Source organism: Sulfurimonas denitrificans DSM 1251, assembly GCF_000012965.1.
Taxonomy (GTDB): Bacteria; Campylobacterota; Campylobacteria; order Campylobacterales; family Sulfurimonadaceae; genus Sulfurimonas; species Sulfurimonas denitrificans.
The window spans coordinates 1,005,422-1,031,721 of the sequence record NC_007575.1; the positions used below are offsets into that span (position 1 = coordinate 1,005,422).

Sequence of the window (26,300 nt, forward strand, 5' to 3'; positions counted from 1 at the left end):
GATGTTAAAATCTACTTTATACTTTTATAAGATAAAATTACGAAAATTTATATTTTGGAAAACATTTTGGATGAAAATATCTACTCGCCTGAGATAGATCTTTACGAGTTTAAAGAGCAGGTTATTGAACTAAGAAAATATACAAAAGAGATAAATATTCTAATCGCAGAGGATTATATAGTTCTGCAACAGAGTTTGTTTAAAATTTTTACTCCACTCTTTAAAGAAGTTGGTATCGCTTCTGATGGAGCAGAGGGTTTGGAACTATATAAGAAAAAAGTCGCAAATGGTGAAAAATATGAGATTATCTTAAGTGATATAGCTATGCCAAATATGAATGGTGTTGAGATGACAAAAAAGATAAGAGAGATAGATGATGAACAGATTATTTTCATATTTTCAGCTTATCAAGACTCTGAGTATCTACTAGAACTTATAAACCTTGATATAAGACGTTTTTTGACAAAGCCTATTTCTCTTGAGACTCTATTTCACGAACTTCTTATAACATGTAGAGCTATTTATGGCAAAAAAGATTTGTCAAACAAGATAACTTTGCGAAGTAATGTTTATTACTACACAAGCGAGAGAGAACTCTATATAGATGAGATAGCTGTAAAACTATCAAACTATGAGAGACTTATCTTAGAGTTTCTGCTATCAAAAATAAACAGCACCGTTTCAAATATTGAAATCATAAACTATCTCTATTTTAATGGCGTTGATGTAGAACTTGAAAACGTTCGTAAAATTGTCTATAAACTCAGAAAAAAACTCTCAAATGACCTTATAGAAAATATTCACGCTATTGGATATCGCATTAAACAATAACTTTCAAAAAAATAAAAACAGCGACATAACGGCGACATTGGCTAGCTATACTTCTTTTTACTTTTTAAAAACAAAGTGAAAAATAATGCCGATGAGCGTATATGCAAAAAAACATATCTCTAAAGTCACTTATCTACAAAAGCTACCTATCTAGTGCACTTGTTCCTGTATTTGCTATAGAGCTTGTGCTTCTTCTTTTATACTTTGGAGTAACTTTTTTTATATCTCAAAAATCGCAAGATATACTTCTTGATGAAGCAAAGTTAGCGCTTAACGAAATAGCCAGCAGAGAGGCTGGACATATAGATATGCTCTTTAGTGAAGTTAAAAGAGATATGGCTATATTAAAGCGAGACCATGAAAGATTTTTTACTTTAAATGAGTGTAGTTCCCAAAAAGTTAAAGCAGAGTTTGGCAGACATAAAAATGGCGCATTATATAAACTAGTAGATAATGGCGGTTCATCCATATATGCGCCTAAAGATTTTGATGCAACACCAAAAAATCTAAAAAAGATAGAGTGCAGTGAATTTATAGACCCATTAATGAAATCTATAGTAGATACAAACCCAATTATTACACAAGCATATATAAATACCTATGATAAGATAAACAGACTCTATCCATTTATGAGTGATGCTGCTACTCAATATGGCGCAGAGCTTGATGCTACAAGTTATAACTTTTATTATCTAGCAGATGCAAACTACAATCCAAAAAGAAAAGATGTTTGGACAAGTGCATATCTTGATCCAGCAGGGCAAGGGTGGATGATATCAATTATTGCACCAATATACAATGGTAATTTTTTAGAGGGAGTCAGTGGGCTCGATGTTACGATAGATTCACTTATAAAAAATGTTCTCTCACTTGATATACCATGGAGTGGTAGTGCGTTTTTGATAGATAAGGATGGAACAATCATAGCTATGCCAAAGCGTATTGAGGAGCTGTTTTCCATAAAAGAGCTAAAGGGGCATACATACACAAGCACTATATCTACAACCATAGAAAAACCAAAAGAGTTCAATCTGCTTAAGAACTCTAAAGAAATGGAGAGTTTTTTTAAAAAAGCAACTCCCATAGATAAATTTACTATAAAAGGTGCTAACTACATCATCTCTCAAAAAATTATACCTCAGACAAATTGGCGTTTGATGGTAGTTGTAGATGAATTTATCATATATAGACCCATTATGGAGTTTAAATCTCAAGCACAGATTATAGGTTATGTAGTTATTGCACTTATGATATTTTTTTATCTCATTTTTTTTATATATCTTATGAGAAAATCTAACGCTATTTCAGAATATATAGCAAAGCCAATAAATGAGCTCTCAACTCTAACAAGCAATCTTGGCACTAAGCCAAATACTCAGCTAAGAGAGACAGGTAATATAGAAGAAATTTATAAACTAGTGCAAAACTTCAATACGCTTAGCAATGAGTTGGATGATAGAACAAATGCTTACATAGAGTCTCAGATGCGTGAGAAAATGAAAGAAAAAGAGGCTCTCTCAGCTTATAGAGAGGGGCTTTTAGAGAGTGCTGGAGGATATTTGCATAATGTTGGAAACTCTTTGGCAATTCTTGATTCAAAGCTTTTTGTACTAAAGAGCAGTGCATCATCTCTGCAAAAGAGTGAGCTTGGATTTAACAAAGTCATAGAGATGGTGCAAAATTCTCATGCAAAGGGTGAGGAGAAAGTTTCTATGGAGGTTTTTTTGGAGGCTTTTAAAGAAGCTCTTAGTGATGATATAACATCTGAGATACTTGATGTAGTTGATGGCATAGAGAGAGTTAAAAACCATGCTTCAGAGATGATAAAAGATCAGCAAGACAGACTTGCAAACAGAGATGGGAGTGAGAATTACGTATATAGTTTTTCACTAAATAAAATGCTTAGCGAACTTATAGAGGATTACTCTTTGGAGTTTTTTAGATTTAACATATCTATAAAAGTTCACGAAAATGATGAAGTGGTAGTGCAAATAATGAAATATAGGCTTCAAAGCGGAGTAGCAAATGTTATTAAAAATGCTATAGAGTCTATATCATTATCTAAAAACAGTGGCAATGGCATTATAGATATAACTATAAAAAGAGAGAAAAATATGGTGCTTTTGATAGTTCAAGATAATGGCTGTGGAGTTGCAAGAGATGATATAGATAAGATATTTGGCTTTGGATATACGACTAAAAAAGGGGGTAGCGGTTTTGGGCTACATACGCTAAATAATTTTTTAAACAGTATAGGCGGAACGATAAATATAACAAATAATGAAAGTGAAAATGGAGCAACTTTAATGATGGAGATACCGATAAATGAGTAGTTTTAAAATATTTGCTATTGATGATGAGATACATATATTAGATTTTTATAAAAATATATTAAAGCAAAAAGAGAGCAAGGCTAAGAATTTTTTTGATTCTCTTGAATCAAAAGAAGAGATAAAAGATGAGTTTGATTTATATACTTTTGAGACTCCAAAAGAGTATCTTATGGCTCTTCAAGAGTGTTATGAAAATGAAGACAAGGTTGCAGTTTCCATCATAGATATGCGTCTGCCTCAGATGCATGGATTAGAAGTTGCAAAAAGAGCTAGAGAAATTGATGAAAATATGAACATAATTATAGTAACTGCATTTGCAGATTTTTCAGTTGATGAGATACTTGGAAGAATAGAGAAAAATGTTTACTATCTTCATAAACCATTTAGACATGATGAACTGCTTGTGCTTGTGACAACAGGAGTTAGAAACTATCAAACAAACTGTAGTTTTAGTGAGGTTATGAATGATATAGCCATAGATGCAACACAAGATGGTTTTTGGGACTGGAACCCTATTACAAATGAAGTTTACTACTCGCCAAAATGGAAGCAGATGCTTGGGTATAGTGAAGAAGAGATAACAAATACTTTAGAAGAGTGGTCAAGCAGAGTTCATCCTGATGATATACAAGACGTGATGCAAACTCTAAAAATACATCTTGAGAAAAAAAATGATTACTATATATCTGAGCATAGAATTCGTGCAAAAAATGGTAATTATGTCTGGATACTTGACAGAGGAAAAGCATCATTTGATGCAGATGCAAAACCTATAAGGGTTACTGGATTTCATTCAGATATAACAAAAAGAAAAGAGTTAGAAGAGCAACTACTAAGCGGTAACAAAGAGTTAGAATCAAAACTAGAGACAATAATAAACTCACAGATGAAGCTAGAAAATACAAATGCTCAATTAGAAGAGCGTTTAATGCAAGAGATACAAAAAAGTAAAGAACAAGAAAATATGCTTCTAAAACATGTGCGTCAAGCTGCTATGGGTGAGATGATAAGCATGATAGCGCATCAATGGAGACAACCTATATCGACTATCTCCATTGTAGCTGATAATATTCTTATGGGTATGATGCTAGGAGATGAAACCAAAGAGGATACTGAGGAGGGTTTATCTGTAATAAAAAAACAGGTCGTGCATCTATCGCAAACAATAGATGATTTTAGAAGTTTTTTCGCTCCCAATAAATCAAAGGAGCATACATTTATCAAAGATGCTATAGATTCTGCTTTATCTATTATAGAGGCAAACCTTAAAAACTCAAATATAAAAATTATTAAGATGTTAGAAGATACAAAAGCTATAAATATATATAAAAATGAGATGATACAAGTTTTCTTAAATATACTAAAAAATGCTAATGACGCACTACTCTATGCAGAGATTGAAAATCCAACTATAACAATACGTTCTTATGAAGATGAGAGTGGAATTACTGTAAGTATAATGGATAATGGAGATGGGATAAAAGAGGAGATAATAGATAAAATCTTTGAGTCCTACTTTACTACAAAAAATGAAAAAAATGGAACAGGACTTGGGCTGTATATGGTAAAAACTATAGTTGAGCAACGATGTCAAGGAACTATAATAGCTAAAAATAGTGATGATGGTGGTGCAGAGTTTGTCATAAGATTTACATTTTTTTAAACAATCTACTGGTTAAAACTTAAAACTCTTCAAGATATTGGAATAACCATAAGCATCTATTTATAGTTTTTTAAATATGCTAGCGCCCTGTAAATCATTTAACATTTAAAAGAGTTCTTATATGAAAACTATTGATATCTTCCCTTGGAGTAATCATTTTAACACAGAGATAAAAATTATTGATGAGCAACATAAAAAACTCGTTATTATACTAAATCGTCTAGCTACTCATATAGCTTATAGCGATACAGACGATGATTTAAATGATATCTTTGATGAACTTATAGACTATACCTCTTATCACTTTGAAACAGAAGAGGCGATTTGGCATAAATATCTGCCAAATGATGAACTAGATGCGTCTCATAAAGTTGTTCATAAAACATTTGTAGATACTGTTTTAAGACTAAAAAATGAGCAAAACAGAGAGTCGCTTAGTGAGTTGGCTCAAGAGGCTTTAGGGTTTTTGGCTAGTTGGTTGGCTTCACATATTTTAGAGACAGATCGTCACATGGCATATATTGTATTTGCCATAGAAGATGGTCTTGATATAGCGTCTGCAAAAAAATATGCAAATGAGCGCATGAGCGGTTCAACTCGTTTGTTAATCGATATCATACTCTCCATATACAGCACTCTCTCTTCAAATACGCTAGATTTGATGCGTGAGCTTAAAATGCGTGAAAATTTAAAAGAAAAGCTTATTTATCAAGAGCATTACCAGCGCGCACTAATAGATAATTTTCCATTTTTAGTATGGCTAAAAGATGAGAAGAGCCGTTTTTTAGCACTAAATCAACCTATGGCAAAAGCTTGTGGTTTTGATTTGCCTGAAGAGGTTGTGGGAAAAACAGATTATGATATTTGGCCCAAAGAGTTGGCAAAATCTTACCGCAAAGATGATGCTAATGTATTGGCCTCTGGAGAGTCAAAAACAGTAGAAGAGCCTATAGTCACAAAAGATGGAGTAATCTGGTCGGAGACATATAAATCACCTGTAAAAGTAGATGGAAAGGTTATCGGTACTGTTGGTTTTTCAAGAAATATTACCTCTAGAAAAGAGCTTGAGAAAAATCTTCTCCAAGAGAGAGACCTTTTTAAACACTACTTAAATACTGTTGAAGCAATTATTGTCTCCTTAGATAAAGAGGGTCACATTAACCTTATAAACCGCAAAGGGTGCGAAATCTTAGGCTATAGTGAAGAAGAACTCATAGGTAAACTTTGGTTTGATTTTTGTTTAGAGCAACCTGAGGGGATGAAAATAATCTATCCACTATTTCTTAAAATAGTCTCTGGCGGATTAGAGGGCAGTGAATATTTTGAAAACAAGATAGTTAGCAAATCAAAGAAAAAGTATCTTATTGCATGGCATAACGCTTATCTTTTAGATGATGATAAGAACATTATCGGTACTTTGAGTTCTGGTGAAGATATCACACTACTAAAAGAGCAACAAAAGCATTTAGAACACATAGCTCACTATGATACGCTAACTAGCCTTCCAAATAGAACACTGCTCTCAGATAGACTAAAACAAGCAATGCTTCAAACTCAAAGAGACAAGCTTTTTTCAGCTGTTATCTATCTTGATTTGGATGGGTTTAAAGAGGTTAATGACACTTATGGTCATAATCATGGGGACATTTTACTAAAAGTTTTATCAAGCAGAATCAAACAAATTTTAAGAGATGTAGATACTATTGCCCGTTTAGGCGGGGATGAATTTGTAATCGTTTTATATGATATAAAAAATAAAGAAGATTGTTTCCCAATGCTTAATCGGATTTTGAGCACTATAGCAAAACCTGTTAAATCAAAAGAGATTACAATGCAAGTATCCGCTAGTGCAGGTGTCTCATTTTATAGCTATGAGGATATCATAGATGCAGATCAGCTTCTTCGTCAAGCAGATCAAGCGATGTATCAAGCAAAACTATCTGGTAAAAATCGTTTTCATATTTTTGATGTTCAACTCGATAAACATATACGTAGTCATCATGAGAGTCTTGAAGCTATAGAAGTGGCTATAAAAAATAGAGAGTTTGTTATGTACTATCAACCAAAGGTTAATATGCGCAGTGGCAAAATTTTAGGTCTAGAAGCGCTTGTTAGGTGGGAGCATCCTCTGCATGGATTACTTTCTCCTGCTCATTTTTTGCCTACTATTGAAAACCATAAGCTATCCGTAGAACTTGGCAATCTCATCATCAATACCGTTATGGGACAAATTCAAAAATGGAAACAAGAGGGGCATAACTTAGTAGTTAGCATCAACATAAGTCCGATGCAAATTCAAGAAGCCAACTTCACTGCAAAAATAATTAATCTTTTAAAAAATTATCCTGAAGTTAAAACAAGCGATTTTGAATTTGAAATACTTGAGAGTAGCGCACTTGAGGATATTAACCATGTCTCGCGTATTATGAGAGAGTGCAACAAAATAGGTATATCTTTTTTACTAGATGATTTTGGTACAGGATATTCCTCTTTGACCTATCTTAAAAATCTTCCTGCTAAACAACTAAAGATAGATCAAACTTTTGTAAGAGATATGCTTGAAGATACAGATGATATGGCAATCTTAGAGGGTATCATTGGTTTAGCCAATGCATTTCGTCGTGATGTTATTTCTGAGGGTGTTGAGAATATTGAGCAAGGAAATATGCTTCTAAGACTTGGCTGTGAAGAGGCTCAAGGCTATTTTATAGCAAAACCAATGCCTTCTCAAGAAGTTATGAAATGGATAAATCAGTGGACTCCACCAGCACAGTGGCAAAATATAGTAAAAATCCCTCGTGATGACATGCCTCTTCTTTACGCAATTACAGAACATAAAATATGGATTAAAGATGTCATGGCGTACCTCAAAACAGACACAGTAAAATATCCCAAACTAGATTATAAAGAGTGCCGTTTTGGCACATGGCTATATACTCAAGGAGTGCAGCGTTATGGAAAAAAAGATGGATTTAAAGAGGTAGTGAGTCAACATAAAAAAGTACATGAAAATATCAATGAAATAATAAAGCAACATAAGAGCCAAACATTAAAAAACATAGATGCCTCAATAGAAGAGATAAAAAACTATCATAACGATTTTCTAAAAGTCTTTAACAAACTTATCATAGTTTAAAATTAAGAGAGTTAAGCATATAAAGATGCGAGTTTATTTTCAATAAGTTTAAAAAACCAGCAAGTTTTTACAAAAAAATCAAAACAGCGACATAACGGCGACACTAGAAGACTACTATTACATACTTAAAAAATATTTCCCAAAGAGATAGGATTGAAAATGAGTATTGTAAAAGAGTTAAAAGATTTTGCAAAAAATCTTAGTGTCATTATAGTTGAAGACGACAAGGCGCTAAATGAAGAGCTAGTTGGAGTTACAGAACTATTTTTTAAAAGAGTCTTTTTTGCCTATAACGGTGTAGAAGCACTCAGTATATACAAAAACAACAACATTGATATTGTCATAACAGATATAACTATGCCAAAAATGGATGGTGTAGTTCTTAGTAGAAATCTAAAGCAGATAAATCCAAACCAAGACATAGTAGTTATCTCTGCGCATAGAGATATTGAGTATCTTGTTAAACTTGTAGATATAGGAATAAAACAGCTTATCTACAAACCTTTTGATCATCAGGAGTTACTTTATAGACTTCTTAGAGTATGTGAAGACAAGGTTCTCTCAAATAAGATGGATGAGTATAAAGAGGATTGCTCATCTCTTTTAAACACCACAACAGTTGCAAATAATAGCATACAGAATAAAAAAGCAATTTATAAAAATCAAAATAGAACTATTTTACATCTAAATTCTGAGATGGAACAAGATATTGAGTATCTCTTAGAGCTAAGAGATGATTTAGAAAATTTAGTTAATGAGCTTCATTATGGGGTTGAGGTAAGTGTGATAAATGGGATTAGCTCTGTTCTTTCAAAAATATACACTCTTCTCTCACAAATAGGGGCTACTACAAAAATATCTGTAGTTATATTTGAACTTGCAAACTTCTTAGAGAGTATCAACTTTGAGCTATTGAGTGATGAGCAAAAATCAAAACTAGAAATGATGGAGTTTATTTATGATGATATTGCAAAATTTGTAGATTTGATATTTGTAAAAAGGGAAGTACAAGATACTTCATATTTAGAGGACTCTTTGCGTTCATCTCTTAGTCAATTAAAACAGAGTGTTTTTAATGACTTTTTAGTTGAAGAAGAGTTCGAGTTATTTTAAGGAGAGGGGAATGAATATTTTTAAAGAATTAAAAGAGTTTGCAAAAGAGTTAACACTTCTTATAGTTGAAGATGATACAGCATTAAACGCAGAGCTTTATGAGCTCTCAAAACTCTTTTTTTTAGATGTAAAAACAGCTTATGATGGAGCTAAAGCACTGGAGATTTATAAAAAAGGCTCTATTGATATTGTGCTTAGCGATATTACTATGCCTGTTATGAATGGTGTAGAACTTTGCAAAAAAATCAAAGTTTTAAATCAAGACCAAGCAATTATTGTGCTGTCTGCACACAATGAAGTTGAGTATTTTGTAGAACTCATAGATATAGGAATCCGCCAGTTTATACATAAACCTTTTAAGGATGAAGAGTTTTTATATAGGCTGCTTAAAGTTTGTGAAAATGTATTTTTAAATAAATTTTACAAAGAGAATGAGGAACATGTGGTATCTCAAAAAAGCCAGCATGTAGCTATTGAGGCAGAGAGTAAAACGATAGATAAAATTCTTGCACCAAAACAACTAAGCAGTAAAAAATTTTTAACTGACTTGCAAAACAATAGTTCTCTTTGGAGTGTTATTGAAGAGGATATTGTCACACTCATTGAGATTAATGATGATTTTGAAATATATATAAATTATATATTTGAGGGAAATCTCTCCTCTGGGCTTCTTTTAAAAATAAGTGAGCTTCTTAAAAAGATGCAAACTATACTCTCTCAGATAGATTTTATGAGACAGATGGCGGGACTGATTTTAGATTTGTCAACATTTTTAAAAGAGATAGATTTGGATTCATTAGATAGCGAACAAAAAAATAAGTTTAAGATGGTTGAGTTTATCTATGATGATATATCAAGATTTATACAGACTGTGTTTGTATATAAAGATACGATAGATGTTTTTTACCTTCAAGACTCTCTAAAGAGCTCTATTGAGCAGTTCAAAAAATCTATTTTAAACTCCCCCATACAAGAGGAGGAGTTTGAATTATTTTAGTCAAATCACTAAACAAAATTAAAAAAAAAGGATAAAAAATGTTAAAAAAAGTAGTGTTTGTGGATGATAGTAAAGCAGTTTTAGCTTCTGTTGAATTGGCAGTTGAAGAGCTTGTGGCAAATGGAAGTATATCTTTTGACACATACTCAAATCCAGCTGAATTTTTAGAAAAAGTTACATCTGGAAGTGTGGATTATGACCTTTTGTTTACGGATATAAATATGCCACAGATGAGTGGACTTGAGCTATCAAAAAAATTAAAAGATATTGCGTCAATTAGACAAAAACCAATCTTGGCTTTAACGACTGAAAACTCAACAGAGATTAAACAGACTGGAAAAGATATAGGTATAGCTGGATGGGTTGTTAAACCGTTTAGCAATGACAAAATTGTCTTAGCAATTAAAAAAGTTTTAGGCATATAAGATGGCTATTACCCAAAAAACAAATAAGACAAAGTTAGCGCTCTCAAGTGCTCAAAAATACCTCTCATTTGAGATAAATGAGGAGATGTATGCAGTTGAGATACTTGATGTAAAAGAGATTATTGCGATGATGAAGTTTACAAAAGTGCCAAAAATGCCAACTTTTGTAAAAGGCGTTATCAACTTAAGGGGTTTAGTAATTCCCATAATAGATATAAGAGTGAAGTTTGAACTATCCGAGATTGAGTACAACGAGAGAACTACAATCATCATAGGGATAGTTGAAGATAGTCTAATAGGCTTTATAGTAGATAAAACAGCGGATGTTTTAAATATAACTCAAGAGGAGATGGCTCCTCCTCCTAAGTTTGGTACAGCAATAGATACGACATTTTTAAAGTCTATGGCAAAAACAGCTAATGGTGTTGTGATGATTGTGAATCTTATGAAGATATTTTCAGAATCAGAGCTAAACAGTGTAAAACAGATAGAAAAAATTCAAGAAATATAAAAATTAGGAGAAAAAAATGAAAATGACATTTACTCAAAAGTTGTCTATGATAATTGCGGTATTGGTAATAGTTGCGATAGCAATCGCTTGGTCTGGTTTAAGCGGAGCCTCAAGTTTAAATGACTCTATTACAAATTTAACTAAGGTTGAAGCTAAAAAACTCAATGAAATGGGAATTGTTGCAAGAAATTCAGAATCTTGTAGAAAAAATGAGAAAAATATTATTCTCTCAAAAAGTGTAGATAGTATAAATTCATATGCAAATATTATCCATAACGATAGACAAGAGATGGATAAATTGCTTATAGGTTTAAAAGATTTAATGGTAAAAGCAGAAAACAGATCAAGGATAGAGACTCTTTTGAGTGATTTGAAAAAGTATGATGAGTTTATATCTGAGATAAAAGCACTCTCAATAGCTTCATTAGGAGAGAGCGCAGAGGCACTAGAAGCTCAACGAAAAAGTATTGAGCTCTCAGCTACAAAAGGTTTAGAGTATGGGGAAGCGGTAAGTACGAATGTTAATACTATATTGAAAAACAACCAAGATAACTTAAATGAGATTGATGCTCAAACAACAAAAGATTATGAAAATTTAAGAAATCTAAATATCGGAATTGCAGTAGGTGGTATTGCACTTGCCTTGATTATTGCACTCTTTATGGTTCGCCAGATGATGGCGCTTATATCAAGCAGTGTTACAAACGTTAGCGAAGGCGCAGAACAGGTTGCTAGTGCTTCAAACCAGATAAGTTCATCTTCACAACAACTAGCAGAGGGTGCTCAAGAACAGGCTGCTTCAGTTGAGGAGATTACAAGCTCACTTACGGAGATAAAAGCGACAATAGAGCAGAACTCTGAAAATGCAAGAGAAGCAGATATGTTAGGCAAAGATGCAAACGAAGCTGCAAAGATGGGTTATGAGCATATTAGAGAGCTTAGTACTTCTATGGTTGAAATTAATGATAGCAGTAGAAAAATCTCAAATATCATTAAAACTATTGATGAGATTGCGTTTCAGACAAATCTTCTTGCACTAAATGCTGCGGTTGAGGCAGCTCGTGCTGGGGAGCATGGCTTGGGGTTTGCGGTTGTTGCAGAAGAGGTTAGAAACCTTGCTCAAAGAAGTGCTACTGCGGCAAAAGATACAGCGGCGATTATTGAGAAATCTATTGATGATGTAAGAAAGGGTAACCAAATTACAGAGCAGACAAACAAAGCGTTTGTTGAGATTTTAGACAAAGTTAAAAAGACAGGTGACATTGTAGGCGAGATTGCTATTGCATCAAAGGAACAAGCAACAGGCATAAACCAACTAAGCGAAGCGATGAGTCAAGTTGACTCTGTTACTCAGGTAATTGCAAGTAATTCAGAGGAGAGTGCAGCAGCTAGTGAGGAGATGAGTGCACAAGCTACTACTATGAAAATAACTATTGGTGATTTGGCTGGTATCTTTGGTATAGCTACATCTTCTACTCATTCGACAAAGTCGGTTTTACATCATCAACAAAAACCAACTTTAGGGTCAAATACAAAGCAAAACAGAAAAGCTCCACTTGTAGTAGCAACTAAAAAACCTTCTGAAGTTCTACCTTTGGATGATGATGATTTAAGAGAATTTTAGTCATGAATTTAGCTGATGGAGTACTAATCATAGACGCAAAATCGAGTAATGACTCTTTAAATACTTTGGCAAAAGATATTTTACAAAATATCTCAGAGATAAAAGAGGTAGTTGTTGATGATACTTTGGGAGTAGAATCGAGTGCGCTTTTTTCTCTCTTGGTGTCAATTAGAAAAACGGCACCACATGTAAAGATAAATTTTTTAGACAAACCTTCTATACATGTGGAAGGAATTGGAATAGTGTCGTTAAATATAAGAGGATAAGAGATGAATAAACATGACAGAGTGATGCAGATTTTTTTAAATGAGTGTAAGGAGATTTTAGAAGAGATAGCTCCAAAACTTCTAAACCTTGAAGATACTCCAAACGATAAAAATCTCATCAATGACATATTTCGCGGTATTCATACGCTCAAGGGTAATGCAAACTCATTTGGTTTTGTAAAACTTGGCGAGTTTGTACACCACTTTGAAGATTTACTCTCTATTTATAGAAAAGATGAGAGCGTGTTAGACTCAAGTGAGGTTGACCTCTTTATCCGCTCTTTTGACATTGTGGGGAGTGTTTTTGAGTATGAAGAAGATGGAGTAGATGGTTATCCCACGAACTACTATGAGATTTTAGAAGAGATAAAAAAAGCACTAAATATCAAAGAAAATAGCAAAGAGAGTTTTGAAGAGATAGTTAGTGCCTCATCATTTGCACATGTAGCACAAGAGTCTGTGATTGTTAAAAAAATGGTTGAACATACACAATATAATTTAAAAGATATAGGTGACAAAAAGATATATGAGATAAAACTTGAGTTAGATAGCGATATATATTTAAGAGGATACAATCATCAGATATTTTTTAGACTGCTTGAGAGTTTGGGGACTCTTTTGTACTCAAACTACATTATTGATGAGAATATCCCAACATTAGAAGAGTTTAACACAGAGCACTCTTATGTAAAATCTCTCTATATCTATCTACTAAGTGATAGTGATGAGATGGATATTTTGGATGTTTTTGAGTTTATTGCGCAGGAGCATGAAGTCTCACTAAGTGTTGTTGATTTAAAAGAGCTTGAGACGTTGCAAGAAAAAGAGTCAAAAGAAGAAGAGTCGCAATCACAAGAAACTCTATATGTACAAAATGGAAGCAAAGAACATAAAAGCGTAGCAAAAAGTTCTATCCGTGTTGAGTCTGCAAAACTTGATGAGCTCTTTGACTCCATAGGTGAGCTTGTAATCGCACAGAGTTATATTAGCCAAAATGAGAAGATTCGCTCTATCAATGACAATGAGCTAAATCAATACTTAGAGATGTTGTCAAAATCAACTAGAATCATTCAAAGCAAGGTGATGAGCCTTAGAATGATTCCCATCCGAGATACTTTTTTAAAGATGAAGAGAGTTGTTAGAGATGTCAGTGTAAAAACTTCCAAAGAGATAGAGTTAATCTTAAGCGGAGAAGATACAGAGATAGATAAAACTATGGTTGATAAACTCTCAGAACCGCTAATCCATCTGCTTAGAAACTCTGTTGATCACGGCATAGAGGAGAGTGCTCATGATAGAGTCGCTCTTGGCAAAGAGGAGTGCGGAAATATATATCTAAGTGCCGCACATAAAGGAAGCTCTTTTGTTATAGAGATAAGAGATGATGGAAGAGGTATTGATACACAAAAAATTCTTCAAAAAGCGATAGAAAAAGGCTTTGCAAAAGAGGGGGCTTCATATACTCAAGATGAGATTATAAACTTTTTATTTTGTGCTGGGTTTTCAACCGCAAACTCCATAACTGACATAAGTGGGCGCGGAGTAGGGCTTGATGCGGTTAGGCAATCCATCGAAGAGTTAAGAGGAAAAGTAACTGTTGAGAGTGAGCTTGGAGTTGGAACTATCTTTAGAATAATTCTTCCACTGACTCTAGCAATTATTGATGGACTAACAATAAGAGTTGATAATGAGATGCTTATAGTTCCAACTCTATCTGTTGTTGAGTCTTTTAGCCCGATAATCAAAGATATTCACTATGTAAAGGGTGAGGGAGAGTTTATAAACTATAGAGGCGAAATTTTGCCAATTGTTAGGCTAAACAGGCTTCTAGGGTTAAACAAGAGCAAAACAGAGTTTGAGAACTCCACTTTTATCTGCATCGACCATGAAAGAGGCAGATATATTATTCAGGTTGATGAACTACTCGGACGTCAGCAGGTTGTTATAAAGTCTCTTGGAGTTCTAAGCAACAATGTAAAAGAGATATCAGGTGCGGCGATTTTGGGAACAGGGCAGATAGCACTTATATTAAACACTGAGGGTGTTAGAGACCATTTAGATTTTGAGTACAGCGCATGAATGTAGCAGCATACGAAATCACAAAATCAGAGTTTAAAGAGTTAAGTGAATTTGTTTATAAAGAGGTAGGGATTCACCTAGCAGAGCATAAGATTATGTTAGTTCGCAGTCGCCTCTCAAAGAGGCTAAGAGAGCTAAATCTGCGCTCATTTAAGGAGTACTTAGCGTATCTCAATGAAGATGGTTCTGGTGAAGAGACGATAATGCTAATCAATGAGATAAGCACAAATGTAACTAGTTTTTTTCGTGAGCAATCGCAATGGGATTTTTTAGAGCAAGAGGTAAAAGTCTTTGAAGCGGCAAAAAAAAGAACTCTTAGAATCTACTCAGCAGCTTGTTCTAGCGGTCAAGAGCCATACACCATAGCTATGTTTTTGCTCTCAACTCTTAAAAATCCACAAGATTGGGACATAAAAATCCTAGCTACTGATATATCTGAGAATATTCTCCTAAAAGCAATGGAGGGGTGTTATAGCGCTCAAGATATAGGCGCTCTTCCAAAGAGTATGTTGTTGAAGTTTTTTGATAAAAAAAATATTATGACAAAGCAGGGAAATGAGCTTTTCTATGAGATAAAACCTTTTGTAAAATCTATGATTACATTTAGAAGTTTTAACCTTGTTTATGGGAATTACTCAAAGATTCCTCAGAGTTTTGACATGATTTTTTGCAGAAATGTAATGATATATTTTGACAAAGAGACAAAAGAGGGCGTTGTTAAAAACCTTAGTTCAAAAATCCTAAAAGGTGGATATTTTTTCATAGGGCACAGTGAGAGTTTAGTAACCATGAAAGATGGAGTCTTAAAACTTGAAAAACCATCTATCTATAAAAAACAGTAAAAGGAGATAGTGATGAATTTAGGCGAAGTTACAAATGAGATGTTGCTAGAAGAGATTCAAAAGAGATTTTTAGAGAGAGATTTAATCATAGCAGATAGTAAAAAGATGCTAAAAAAACTCGAAGATGTAAACAAAAGACTCACAAAATCAGAAGAGAACAGAAGCAAGTTTATGTCTATCATCAAAAATGAGTTTAACAACCCTATCTTTAGCATGATAAGCCTCTCAAAATCGCTCTTAAAGTCAAGCAGTGATGAGAAAGTCAGCTTTATTGGCGAGTCTTTGTATGAAGAGTCTTTAATGCTTAATTTTCAGATAAAAAACATCATAACAGCCGCAGAGATAGAAGCGGGAACTATCCCCATAGAGTCCTCTAAGATAGACTTTTTGGATATTTTGCTACAAATAAAAGAGGAGTTGAAATATCCGCTTCAACATAAAAAGATAGATTTGCAGACAAAAATCTCATCTGATGATATTATCTATTTAGATAGAGAAAAACTCTACTTAATCCTTTTAAATCTTATCTCAAATGCTGTTGAGTTCTCTCCCGTTGATTCAAAGGTAATCGTAGAGATAAGCGAAGAGAATAACTATATAAAGCTAGTTGTTCAGGACTTTGGAGAGGGGATTGATGAGAGTGATTATGAAAATATCTTTAAGCGTTTTCATCAAGCACACAGCGGTATGAACAGAGCGCACAGAGGGCAGGGGCTTGGGCTCTCTGTTGTTAGAGATTTGGTGGATTTACTTGATGGCGAGGTTCATTTTGAGAGTACTCTGTTTAAATCTACCCGCTTTGAAATTACTCTTGCAAAATCGCTTAAGAGTGATGAGAATCTCTTTGGTGATGATGACTTTTTATTTGTATCGGATAGTGCTGGTGAGGAGTTTTAAAAATGGAGTACGAAAAAAAGTATATCCACTCAAGTCAGCTCTTTGTAGCAGTACGCCCATCAGTTATACAGACGGTTTTAGGCTCATGTGTCGCTGTTTGCTTATATGATTCAAAAATGCAAATCTCTGGGATGAACCACTACCTTCTGCCTCTTTGGAACAATGATGGACTAGCTAGTCCAAAGTATGGAAACATAGCAATTTCAAAGCTTATAGAGGCGATGGAAGCGGTTGGGTGTCAAAGAAGAGATATGGTTGCCAAACTCTTTGGAGGAGCTAGTCCTAACAACTTCAATGCACAAAACGGCATGTTAGTTGGAGAGAAAAACATTCAAATAGCGCACCACATTCTCAGTGAGCAACGCATAAAAATAGTTGCTAGTGATTTAGGCGGAACAAGAGGCAGAAAAATCTCTCTTGAGTCAAACAGTGGGCGTGTGATGCTCAAGTATGTTCAAAAAACAGAGTTTTAAGGGGTGAATTGTGGCAATTAGAGTTCTAATAGTAGATGATAGCGCAACAGCTAGAACAGTCCTAAAGGATGTTCTAAGTAAAGATAGCGAGATAGAAGTAATTGCCACAGCACCCGATGCTTATGTAGCAAGAGATAAGATAGTTCAACTAAAACCAGATGTTATCTGTCTTGATGTTGAGATGCCACGAATGGATGGAATCAGCTTTTTAAAAAAGATTATGAAGTACTTTCCTACTCCAGTTTTAATGGTATCTTCACTTACTCAAGATGGAGCGCAAGTTACTTTTGATGCGCTTGAAGCTGGAGCAATAGACTATGTTGCAAAACCTCACTCAAATATTTATGATGGTATAGATGAGATACAAAAAGAGCTAATCCAAAAAGTAAAAATGGTAGCCTCTTCAAATTTAAGTGCAAGAATAGAAGCCGCAAAAGCAAAAACTTCAACGCTGGAGTATAAACCAAAAGCTACATACTCTCTAGCTCAAACTACAAACAAACTCATAGCCATTGGTGCATCAACTGGCGGAACAGTGGCACTAGCTGAGCTAATCGCCCGTTTTACAAAAGATACACCAGGGGTTGTGGTTGTTCAACATATGCCAAGCGGGTTTACAAACTCTTTTGCACAGAGGCTTAACTCTCTTTGTGAGGTTGAAGTAAAAGAGGCAGAAGATGGCGACATTATAGGGCGTGGAAGAGTTCTTGTTGCTCCAGGAGATTTGCACATGGTGGTGCGAAGAGATGGCGGAAACTATAGAGTAAAGCTAGGAACTGGCGAGAAGATAAGCGGACATAGACCCTCAGTTGATGTTTTGTTTAACTCAGTTGCCTCTCATGTTGGTTCAAATGCCATAGGTGTACTCTTAACAGGTATGGGAAGTGATGGAGCAAAGGGGATGTTAAAGATGAAAACAAGCGGTGCTTCAACAATCGCTCAAGATGAGAAAAGCTCTATTGTGTGGGGAATGCCAAAGGTTGCTTATGAGATTGGCGCTGTTGATTTTGTAGAGCCACTCTCTAACATAGATGTAAAAATAGCATCACTTCTTAGTGAGAGAAAGTAACAAACATGATAAAAAATATAATCAAATCAAGATATTTAAAAACAGTTCCAACACTCTTATTTGGAGGATGGATTTTATTTGCTCTGTTTTTTAGCATTGAGGCAAAAGGGCTAAGAGATAGCTTTCAAGAAGAGATAGATATGGCTGCAAAGCAGAGAATGTTTACGCAAAAAATACTTCTTGAATCACATAAAGTATATATGCATGATAATAGTAGCTCAAAAAACACTCTCTTGCGTATTTATACACAGATGAGAGAAAATACATACTTTTTACATGAGAAATATTTTAGACATGATGAAAAATTGATTGGCATAAAGAGTGAAGTGGAAAAATTATTAAGCAGTGTTGAGCAGTTTATGGAGTCTAATAATAGAGAAAATTTTGACGCTTTACAAACAAGTGCAGAGATTACATTTGAGAGAGTCTCAGAGGTAGTAGATATAGTAAAAGAGAATTTTGCTGCTAGACAAAAAAGATTGATTATATTAAATCTATTTTTTTTACTAAGCAGCATTAGTATGACATTTTTATTTGTACGCTATATGTTTTTTCCTGCTGCAAAACTTGCCGCAAATAGCCAAGATGAGCTAATGATGCTAAACAAGGAGTTAGAGTTAAAAGTAGAGGAGAGAACTCTCTCTTTGCAAAGAAGTCATAACTACATAGACTCTCTGCTTCAAGCTTCTGATGAGGCTCAGATTGTCGTAAATAACGCCTTTAGAGTTATAGACTTAAATAGCAATGCAAAAAATATATTTGCAAACATAAGCAAAGGTATAGAGCTCTCAAAACTGCTTGAAGATGTTAAACAAAAAAAGGAGATATTTACTTTTATCTCTTTTTTAAGTGATTATGATGCAAATTTAAAAAGCGATAAGGTCTTTTTTTATAATAGAAAATATTACAAAATGAGATATAAAATGCTAAATCTTAGTACTTTTATCATCACTTTGTATGATATAACTCATGAAATACAAGAGCTAAAAAGAAGAGATGCCATCTATAACTCGCAACAATCCATAGTAGTGGTAACTAATGGGAAAAATATAAAAAATATAAACACTATATTTTTTAGCGAATTTGGATTTGCCAATCTTGAAGATTTTAAATCAAAACACAGCTGTATTTGTGAGCTTTTTCGTCAAAAAAACGGTTGTGAGTATCTTACACGAGAGATGGAGGGTATGACTTGGAATAACTACATGCGTCAAAAGTCTAAAGAGAGTTATCAAGTTCTGATGATAAACAAAGATGGCATAGAGAAGATTTATAATGTAAAGAGCTCTGGAAATCTCTTTAGTGAGGATGATTATGAAGATGAAGAGGTTATAGTTTTTAATGATATAACAGAACTAGAAGAGAAAAACAGAATCCTTGTTATGCAGTCAAAAGATGCAGCCATTGGGGAGATGATGTCTATGATAGCTCATCAGTGGAGACAGCCTCTAAGCGTACAAAGTACAATTCTCTCAAGGATAAGAGTTATGCGTGAGATGGATATGTTAGATGATACCTCATTTGATAGCGCTTTGGATAAGTTAAACATGCAGATAAGCTACATGTCAAAAACCATAGATGATTTTAGAGAGTTTTTTAAAGATAGTGATTATTTGGAGAGTATAGAGGTGCAAGATATAGTCTATAGCGCTAAAAATCTAGTGGAGGTTATTTTAAACTCCAAAAACATCTCTTTTGAGGTTGATTTTAGAGTTGATAGAGAGATGAAAGTAGAGACTATGCTCTCAAAAATATCGCAAGTTTTTTTAAATATATATAAAAATGCCATAGATCAAATAGGGTCAAAAAATATAGAAGATGGGCAAATAAGAGTAAATGTTTACACACAAGAAGATGAGCTAATCATAGAAGTATGCGACAACGCTCTAGGCGTTGATGAGAGCATAATAGACAAAATCTTTGAGCCATACTACTCAACAAAGAGCAAAAACGGAACAGGTCTTGGGCTTTATATGTCAAAAAAGATAGTCCAAGAGAGTTTAGGCGGCAAACTTAGTGTTAAAAATGTGGATAAAGGTGCTTGTTTTATAATATCTTTGAAGATATAAAGCACAATTTAGCAAAGAGCGACACTTCTGCGACACTTACAAAATACAATTTCTTATATCAAGTTAAATTAAATTTTAATGAATAAGGAGTCTGTATGAGAGATGAAGAAAAAGTAGTATTTGAGTATCCAAACGGTTACTCTGAGGATACATCTCACCTGTGGCCTCTTCCTGCTACAAGAGAGAATAAGATGGTTTCTCAGCTTGATGAAGTTACTCGCGAGAGTGAAGAAAAGTCCGTAGAGATATTTGATCTACTAGATAATGTCTATAATGAATTTCTAGAAAAAGAGGAGAAAATTACTAAAACACTGGAACTTTTTGAGCGTAATATAGTGCTTTTGGAGAGATTAAGTTCAAAATTTCCTGAGGTTAAAGCTTTTGCTCTTAGTTTAGAAAAAAACAGAGTGGCAATTAGAGAAGTAGATAGAGTTCTTGAGACTTTTAGAGCAAATAATGACTCTCTGCTTGAGTGCATGGAAATTATGCAGTATCAAGATATAAATCGTCAAAAAATAGAGAGGGTTATCAATGTTATGCGCTCTTTGTCAAACTACATGAATAATCTTCTTGATGGACGAGTAGAGGATAAGAGCAGAGTCTCCTCAGCTCAACATATTACAGGAGATACGCATAATGAGCTTGTCTCAAACGATGAGATAGAAGCTCTTTTATCTCAATTTGCAAGTTAAAGGCTTTACATGTTTAAAAATTTAAGCATCTATAAAAAGATGAACTACTTTATAGTGATGGTTAGCAGTTTTGTTTTTATTGCTGCTTTGTCTATATATTTTGCTATGAGTCATATAGCTTCAAAGTATGATCATCTGCACAATAACTCAATGATGGGTGAATTGAGCACTCTAAAGATAGAGAAAAATCTAAACTATGTAAGTAGATTAAGCAGAGATATTATGCTTGGCGGAAACTTTGATAAAAATATAAAAAAGCTAAAGAGTACTATAGATGAGATAGAGTTACTCTTTAATGATTTGCACAAGACAATAGAGATAGATAGTTCACGTAAACTTCTTCATGAGGCAAAAGAGTCAACGATGTTATTTTTAAATAGCTCATACAATATGATGAAGTCTCTCTCTGCCAATGAGATAAAATATGAGAAAGAGAATGTTTATGCTGCTTATTCCCAAGAGTTAACTCCTTATGCAAACGCTTCAAGGGAGTCATTCCAAAAGCTTCTTGATTTAAAAGCAGATGAGTTAGAGCGAGATTCAAATGAGTTGGGAGTTGAGTTAAACTTCTTTAAATATTTAGTTTTAGTAGCGGGCATAATTGTAGGAGTTGCAGTTTTTGTTTTAGCCATTGCTATAAGAAAGTCAATTATATCTGGCATAAATGAGTTTACTTTACTAATAGGTCACGTTGCAAAAGGTGATTTTAGCCATAAGCAAAACTCTACAAATGAAAAAGATACAGAACTTGGAATTATGGGCAAAGAACTTAGCTCTTTAATTACACATACTCAAAACCTCATAAGTGAGATAAATGAGACGATTACAGAGGCTTCAAAAGGGGTGTTTGAGCATAAAATCTCCTCTGTCGGAATGGATGGCGAATTTGTAAAAGCCATACAGAGCGTTAGTATGAGTATAGAGTTTATGAAACTTCAACATGAAAAATCTCAAAGAGATATATTTAACGCAAAGATAAGTACAAAGAGCGTAAATGTCTCAGAGTCACTATCTCTAATAATCTCTGACTTAAATGGAAATGTTGAAGATTTAAAAATCATAACATCAGCTACAAAAGATGCCTCATCTCTAGCAAATGAGTCAAGAGAAGATATATCTGATGTTGTAAATGAACTAAATGCACTAAGTCAAAGAGTTACAATAAACAACGAGAGTGTTTTAGAGATAGCTCAAAGAACAAACGAGATAACTTCGGTTATAGAGTTAATTACAGATATAGCAGACCAAACAAATCTTCTTGCCCTTAATGCTGCTATTGAAGCAGCTCGTGCAGGTGAGCATGGAAGAGGGTTTGCAGTTGTAGCAGATGAAGTACGCAAACTAGCAGAGAGAACTCATAAAGCAACGGGTGAAATTTCTATCTCTATAAAATCGCTTCAGCAAGATATGCATGAGATTCAAGAGAGCTCTTCAAATATGAAAGAGACGGTAGATAAATCAACAAATAAGATAAATGAGTTTGAAGAGACCCTAATTAAACTAAGTGAAAACTCGCTTAAGATGGTTAATTACTCTTATGGTATGGAGAACAGCATATTTATAGTTCTTGCAAAGTTAGAGCATATTTTATACAAATCACGTGTTTATAACTCTATTATCTCACTCCACAAGATGCTTGATGCTCAAGATACGCACGAGTGCGAACTTGGAGTTTGGTATGGAGGTGAGGGAAGAAAAAGATTCTCAAGCACAAATTCATATAAACTCATAGCTACTCCTCATGAAGTAGTTCATAAAAATGCAAATCTTAACTTAGCATTTATCGACAAAGATTCAGAGAAAAATACTTTAAAAAATTCTCAAAAAATAATTGATAATTTTGATGTGATGGAGAGCGCTTCACTAGAGATGTTTGCTCTCTTAGATAAAATTTTACAGGAGTCAAGCAGTGTATAATATTTTAATGGTTGATGATATGGAGATAAATCTTATGCTTCTTGAGGCTATTATCACAACCAATTTTAAGCATAATATTTATAAGGCTAAAACTGTTAAAGATGCACTAGAGATAGTTGAAAATAGCGATATAGATATAGTTCTTAGTGATATAGAGATGCCTCTTCTTAGTGGATATGATTTTTTAAGAGAGTTAAAGAGTAAAGAGAAGACAAAAAATATCCCTTTTGTCTTTATCTCTAGCGTAGAAAAAAGTGATACAAGTCAGATAAAAGCTTATGAAGCAGGTGCGATAGGTTTTATCTCAAAACCAATAAACAGTAAACTCTTAGTCTCAAAACTAAGTAGTTATTTTAAGATAGTAGATTTATGTAAAGAGATAAAGAGCACAAAGACCTTTGTCTCTTTGGAAAAAGAGACTCGCTTTAGCAGTATGAGTGAGATGATACATATGATAGCTCATCAGTGGAGACAACCACTAGCCACCCTTTCTTCTATAAATATAAACGTAAAAGCAAAAAAAACATTAGGTGTTTTGAGTAGCCAAAATATAGATGAATCAATTGAAAAAGTAGAGAACATCATAGATTATTTAAACAAAACGATAGATGATTTTATGGATTTTTTAAAAGATAATGAGAAGAAGAAAAATATCTTCTTGGGCAAACTTCTCTCAAGTCCTCAAAAACTGCTAGAGTCATATATAGATAAATCAAAATGCAGCATTAAGATAGAGTACAAAGATGGGTTAAATGAGTTTAGTGAACTTTTTTTACTAGAGTCAAAACTAAATCAAGTTTTGTTAAATATGATAAAAAACTCCATTGATGAGTTCATAAGCAAAGATATTTTAAATCCGCTCATAAAAGTTACATGTGGTGTAGATGATATAAACTTATACATAGAAGTTGCTGATAATGGCGGTGGGATAGAGAAGAGTATGATGGATAGAATTTTTCAGCCATATTTTAGTACAAAAAATAAAAACGCAACAGGTATTGGGCTTTATATGAGTAAGCTAATTATTACAAAACTCTTTTATGGAAGCATAAGTGCAAAAAATATAGATGAGGGTGCGAGTTTTAAAATAGCAATTCCAAGAGACATTTTAAAGCTAAATATATAAAAAAGCGACAAAAAAGCGACACTCTTACAATATAGTGTTACCAAATTAAAAATTTAATAAAAGGGTCTTTATGTTAAGCAGCATCTCCATCAAGTTGAAAATGGCACTTATTGTCATCATCCCAGTTTTTGTTATACTCATATCATTGGGTATGGATAGTTATAGAAGTTACAATGAAGTGGCTATTTTATCTCAAATCCAAGAGATGGTCTCTTTTACTCAAAAGAGCAGTTCTCTTGTTCATAATCTTCAAAAAGAGCGTGGTGCTTCTGCTGGGTTTATCAGCTCAAAAGGTGAGGTATTTTCATCAGAACTTAACTCTATCCGCAGAGATACAGATGAAAAATATGATGAGTTAAAAAAGTTTTACTCATCTATGAATAAAGAGACTCACTCCTCTGCACTGCAAGATAAAATGTCAAAGGCTATGCAAAGTCTTTTAGAGCTTCAGAGCATAAGAGAGAGTGTCTCTTCTCTTGGCGTTGTCGTTGGAATTCCTGTTGCATACTATACAAAAGTAAACAACAGCTTCATCTCCTCAATAGAAGAGATTGCAAAAATATCACATAATGCACAGATGAATAATATGATAAGTTCATTTGTAAATTTTTTAGCTTCAAAAGAGAGAGCAGGGCTTGAGAGAGCTGTTTTATCATCAACTTTTTCAAGAGACAATTTTGCAGATGGCTTTTATGAGAAGTTTATAACACTTCTTAGTGAGCAAAATACCTACATGAATAAATTTCTATTTTCTGCACCTCAAGATATGATTGAGTTTTATACTCAAACAATGAGTGCAACAGAGATTCAAGAGGTAGAGAAGATGCGAAAAGTTGCACTCTCAAAGCCTAATGGCGGATTTGACATAGATGCTACTTACTGGTTTAAAACAATAACTTCAAAGATAAATCTTCTAAAGAGTGTTGAAGACAAGTTCTCTGCGCAACTTGAGTCAAATGTGGTTGCATTAAAGAGAAGTGCTTCAAATTATTTGATGCTATCTTTACTTGTAAATAGTTTGATAGTTCTTTTCATAGTTGGGTTTAGTTTCTATGTTTCAAATAATCTAGTAAGCAGAATCAAGCGTTTTAAAGATGAGATTGATGAGATTATAACTACAAAAGATTTCTCAAAACATCTTACACAAAATGGAAACGATGAGATAAGCTTTATACAAGAGTCGGTAAATCACCTAGCAGATGTTGTAAATCAATCTATGCAAGAAGCAAAACTCTCTCTTGAGGATTCGCAAAAACACTATATGGAAAATGAGAAACAACTAGAAGCCAACAGACTAACATTAGGGCTTACAGAGCTTTTAAACAGAGGTGCAATAGATGGTGCCTCAGAGGTTCAGTCTGGCATATTAGAAACTATGGAAGCGTTGAATCAGATAAACAAAAAGAACGCACAAACAGAAGAAGTTGTTGCAAATGTTCAAGAGTCAACACATAAAATGAGTAGCTCATTGAGCAATATATCTCAAAAGATGAACTCTTCAAAAGAGAATGCAGATCAGTTAAACAGTAGCGTTATTGAGATATCAAATGTAATAGCACTCATTAAAGATATAAGTGATCAAACAAATCTACTAGCACTAAATGCAGCAATAGAAGCAGCTCGTGCAGGTGAACATGGAAGAGGGTTTGCAGTTGTTGCAGATGAAGTGCGCAAACTAGCTGAGAGAACACAAAGAGCTACAAATGAAGTAGAGTTAAACATAAACCTCTTAAAACAAAACAGCTCTTCAATGCAGGAGTTCTCAGAGCAGATGAATGTAGAAGTTTCTACATCAGTAGAGGTTCTAGAGCTTTTTATGAGCAGTTTGAACTCATTAGTTACAAGTGCACAACAGATTCAGCATAGCAACAAAGAGGTCTCAAATGCGATGTTTATAAATCTAGCAAAACTAGATCATATAGTCTTTAAGTTTACAGGGTATGATGCAGTCTTTAAAGATGACCGTAACTTTAAGTTCTCAGAGCATACAGCATGCCGTTTTGGAAAGTGGTATATCGGTGATGCTAAAGAGATATTTGGAAAAACCACATCTTATGCTAAAATAGACCCAATTCATAAAGTTGTGCACGATAGAGTAAGATCAGTTCCTGCGTATATAGAAGATGGGGCAGTTAAGAACTCTACAAAAATTATTTTAGCATTTAGCGAAGCAGAGAATGCTTCAAAAGATTTGTTCAAAATATTAAATACAATGGCGCATGAGATAAAATAAAAAG

At 33.9% G+C, this 26,300-nt stretch carries 20 protein-coding genes; all 20 read left to right on the forward strand.

What is annotated here, in order from left to right; genetic code table 11:
* Nucleotides 1-66: 66 nt before the first annotated feature.
* The 20 genes from SUDEN_RS05070 (at nucleotide 67) to SUDEN_RS05165 (ending at nucleotide 26,296) form a co-directional block, all read left to right on the forward strand.
* Complete coding sequence (locus SUDEN_RS05070) at nucleotides 67-831, forward strand: response regulator transcription factor (RefSeq protein WP_049752196.1); 765 nt, start codon at nucleotides 67-69, stop codon at nucleotides 829-831.
* 101 nt (nucleotides 832-932) lie between these two features.
* Entirely contained in the window at nucleotides 933-3,164 is a 2,232-nt protein-coding gene (locus SUDEN_RS05075; protein ID WP_011372595.1) for an ATP-binding protein, read from the forward strand.
* The gene (locus tag SUDEN_RS05080) at nucleotides 3,157-4,827 is read left to right on the forward strand and encodes a PAS domain-containing protein (protein ID WP_011372596.1); all 1,671 of its coding nucleotides are present in this window, start codon (nucleotides 3,157-3,159) and stop codon (nucleotides 4,825-4,827) included. The genes SUDEN_RS05075 and SUDEN_RS05080 overlap by 8 nt, the downstream gene beginning before the upstream one ends.
* A gap of 121 nt (nucleotides 4,828-4,948) precedes the next feature.
* Nucleotides 4,949-7,963, forward strand: a complete 3,015-nt coding sequence (locus tag SUDEN_RS11035) for a bacteriohemerythrin (RefSeq protein ID WP_011372597.1) — start codon at nucleotides 4,949-4,951, stop codon at nucleotides 7,961-7,963.
* 159 nt (nucleotides 7,964-8,122) lie between these two features.
* Nucleotides 8,123-9,076: a response regulator transcription factor gene (locus SUDEN_RS11040; protein ID WP_011372598.1), complete on the forward strand. Its 954-nt coding sequence runs from the start codon at nucleotides 8,123-8,125 to the stop codon at nucleotides 9,074-9,076.
* Nucleotides 9,077-9,086: 10 nt separating this feature from the next.
* A complete protein-coding gene (locus tag SUDEN_RS11045; protein WP_011372599.1) occupies nucleotides 9,087-10,073 on the forward strand; it encodes a response regulator transcription factor in 987 nt (328 codons plus the stop codon).
* A gap of 38 nt (nucleotides 10,074-10,111) precedes the next feature.
* Nucleotides 10,112-10,498 carry a response regulator gene (locus SUDEN_RS05100; protein ID WP_011372600.1) on the forward strand — a complete coding sequence of 129 codons (387 nt, stop codon included), beginning with the start codon at nucleotides 10,112-10,114 and terminating at the stop codon, nucleotides 10,496-10,498.
* 1 nt (nucleotide 10,499) lies between these two features.
* Nucleotides 10,500-11,009 (forward strand): chemotaxis protein CheW, encoded by a 510-nt coding sequence (locus tag SUDEN_RS05105; protein ID WP_011372601.1) that lies wholly within the window; start codon nucleotides 10,500-10,502, stop codon nucleotides 11,007-11,009.
* Nucleotides 11,010-11,025: 16 nt separating this feature from the next.
* The gene (locus SUDEN_RS11050; protein ID WP_011372602.1) at nucleotides 11,026-12,633 is read left to right on the forward strand and encodes a methyl-accepting chemotaxis protein; all 1,608 of its coding nucleotides are present in this window, start codon (nucleotides 11,026-11,028) and stop codon (nucleotides 12,631-12,633) included.
* Between the two features lie 2 nt (nucleotides 12,634-12,635).
* Nucleotides 12,636-12,899 (forward strand): hypothetical protein, encoded by a 264-nt coding sequence (locus SUDEN_RS05115; protein ID WP_011372603.1) that lies wholly within the window; start codon nucleotides 12,636-12,638, stop codon nucleotides 12,897-12,899.
* A 3-nt stretch (nucleotides 12,900-12,902) separates the two neighbouring features.
* Nucleotides 12,903-14,978 carry a chemotaxis protein CheA gene (locus SUDEN_RS05120; RefSeq protein ID WP_011372604.1) on the forward strand — a complete coding sequence of 692 codons (2,076 nt, stop codon included), beginning with the start codon at nucleotides 12,903-12,905 and terminating at the stop codon, nucleotides 14,976-14,978.
* The gene (locus SUDEN_RS05125) at nucleotides 14,975-15,820 is read left to right on the forward strand and encodes a CheR family methyltransferase (protein WP_011372605.1); all 846 of its coding nucleotides are present in this window, start codon (nucleotides 14,975-14,977) and stop codon (nucleotides 15,818-15,820) included. Before SUDEN_RS05120 ends, SUDEN_RS05125 begins: the two co-directional genes overlap by 4 nt.
* Before the next feature lie 12 nt (nucleotides 15,821-15,832).
* Complete coding sequence (locus tag SUDEN_RS05130) at nucleotides 15,833-16,717, forward strand: sensor histidine kinase (RefSeq protein WP_011372606.1); 885 nt, start codon at nucleotides 15,833-15,835, stop codon at nucleotides 16,715-16,717.
* Between the two features lie 2 nt (nucleotides 16,718-16,719).
* Nucleotides 16,720-17,190 carry a chemotaxis protein CheD gene (locus tag SUDEN_RS05135; RefSeq protein WP_011372607.1) on the forward strand — a complete coding sequence of 157 codons (471 nt, stop codon included), beginning with the start codon at nucleotides 16,720-16,722 and terminating at the stop codon, nucleotides 17,188-17,190.
* A gap of 10 nt (nucleotides 17,191-17,200) precedes the next feature.
* Nucleotides 17,201-18,259, forward strand: coding sequence for a protein-glutamate methylesterase/protein-glutamine glutaminase (locus tag SUDEN_RS05140; protein WP_011372608.1), 1,059 nt, complete (start codon nucleotides 17,201-17,203; stop codon nucleotides 18,257-18,259).
* A gap of 5 nt (nucleotides 18,260-18,264) precedes the next feature.
* Complete coding sequence (locus tag SUDEN_RS11055) at nucleotides 18,265-20,328, forward strand: PAS domain-containing sensor histidine kinase (protein WP_011372609.1); 2,064 nt, start codon at nucleotides 18,265-18,267, stop codon at nucleotides 20,326-20,328.
* A gap of 95 nt (nucleotides 20,329-20,423) precedes the next feature.
* The gene (locus tag SUDEN_RS05150) at nucleotides 20,424-21,020 is read left to right on the forward strand and encodes a hypothetical protein (RefSeq protein WP_011372610.1); all 597 of its coding nucleotides are present in this window, start codon (nucleotides 20,424-20,426) and stop codon (nucleotides 21,018-21,020) included.
* A gap of 9 nt (nucleotides 21,021-21,029) precedes the next feature.
* Entirely contained in the window at nucleotides 21,030-22,937 is a 1,908-nt protein-coding gene (locus SUDEN_RS05155) for a methyl-accepting chemotaxis protein (protein ID WP_011372611.1), read from the forward strand.
* A complete protein-coding gene (locus SUDEN_RS05160) occupies nucleotides 22,930-24,063 on the forward strand; it encodes a hybrid sensor histidine kinase/response regulator (RefSeq protein ID WP_011372612.1) in 1,134 nt (377 codons plus the stop codon). The genes SUDEN_RS05155 and SUDEN_RS05160 overlap by 8 nt, the downstream gene beginning before the upstream one ends.
* Nucleotides 24,064-24,133: 70 nt before the next feature.
* Nucleotides 24,134-26,296, forward strand: coding sequence for a methyl-accepting chemotaxis protein (locus SUDEN_RS05165; protein ID WP_011372613.1), 2,163 nt, complete (start codon nucleotides 24,134-24,136; stop codon nucleotides 26,294-26,296).
* Nucleotides 26,297-26,300: the final 4 nt, after the last annotated feature.

Coding starts and splice junctions, on each gene's coding strand:
- SUDEN_RS05075 (WP_011372595.1), top strand. CDS start 933: ATGCAAAAAAACATATCTCTAAAGTCACTTATCTACAAAAGCTACCTA.
- SUDEN_RS05080 (WP_011372596.1), top strand. CDS start 3,157: ATGAGTAGTTTTAAAATATTTGCTATTGATGATGAGATACATATATTA.
- SUDEN_RS11035 (WP_011372597.1), top strand. CDS start 4,949: ATGAAAACTATTGATATCTTCCCTTGGAGTAATCATTTTAACACAGAG.
- SUDEN_RS11040 (WP_011372598.1), top strand. CDS start 8,123: ATGAGTATTGTAAAAGAGTTAAAAGATTTTGCAAAAAATCTTAGTGTC.
- SUDEN_RS11045 (WP_011372599.1), top strand. CDS start 9,087: ATGAATATTTTTAAAGAATTAAAAGAGTTTGCAAAAGAGTTAACACTT.
- SUDEN_RS05100 (WP_011372600.1), top strand. CDS start 10,112: ATGTTAAAAAAAGTAGTGTTTGTGGATGATAGTAAAGCAGTTTTAGCT.
- SUDEN_RS05105 (WP_011372601.1), top strand. CDS start 10,500: ATGGCTATTACCCAAAAAACAAATAAGACAAAGTTAGCGCTCTCAAGT.
- SUDEN_RS11050 (WP_011372602.1), top strand. CDS start 11,026: ATGAAAATGACATTTACTCAAAAGTTGTCTATGATAATTGCGGTATTG.
- SUDEN_RS05115 (WP_011372603.1), top strand. CDS start 12,636: ATGAATTTAGCTGATGGAGTACTAATCATAGACGCAAAATCGAGTAAT.
- SUDEN_RS05120 (WP_011372604.1), top strand. CDS start 12,903: ATGAATAAACATGACAGAGTGATGCAGATTTTTTTAAATGAGTGTAAG.
- SUDEN_RS05125 (WP_011372605.1), top strand. CDS start 14,975: ATGAATGTAGCAGCATACGAAATCACAAAATCAGAGTTTAAAGAGTTA.
- SUDEN_RS05130 (WP_011372606.1), top strand. CDS start 15,833: ATGAATTTAGGCGAAGTTACAAATGAGATGTTGCTAGAAGAGATTCAA.
- SUDEN_RS05135 (WP_011372607.1), top strand. CDS start 16,720: ATGGAGTACGAAAAAAAGTATATCCACTCAAGTCAGCTCTTTGTAGCA.
- SUDEN_RS11055 (WP_011372609.1), top strand. CDS start 18,265: ATGATAAAAAATATAATCAAATCAAGATATTTAAAAACAGTTCCAACA.
- SUDEN_RS05150 (WP_011372610.1), top strand. CDS start 20,424: ATGAGAGATGAAGAAAAAGTAGTATTTGAGTATCCAAACGGTTACTCT.
- SUDEN_RS05155 (WP_011372611.1), top strand. CDS start 21,030: ATGTTTAAAAATTTAAGCATCTATAAAAAGATGAACTACTTTATAGTG.
- SUDEN_RS05165 (WP_011372613.1), top strand. CDS start 24,134: ATGTTAAGCAGCATCTCCATCAAGTTGAAAATGGCACTTATTGTCATC.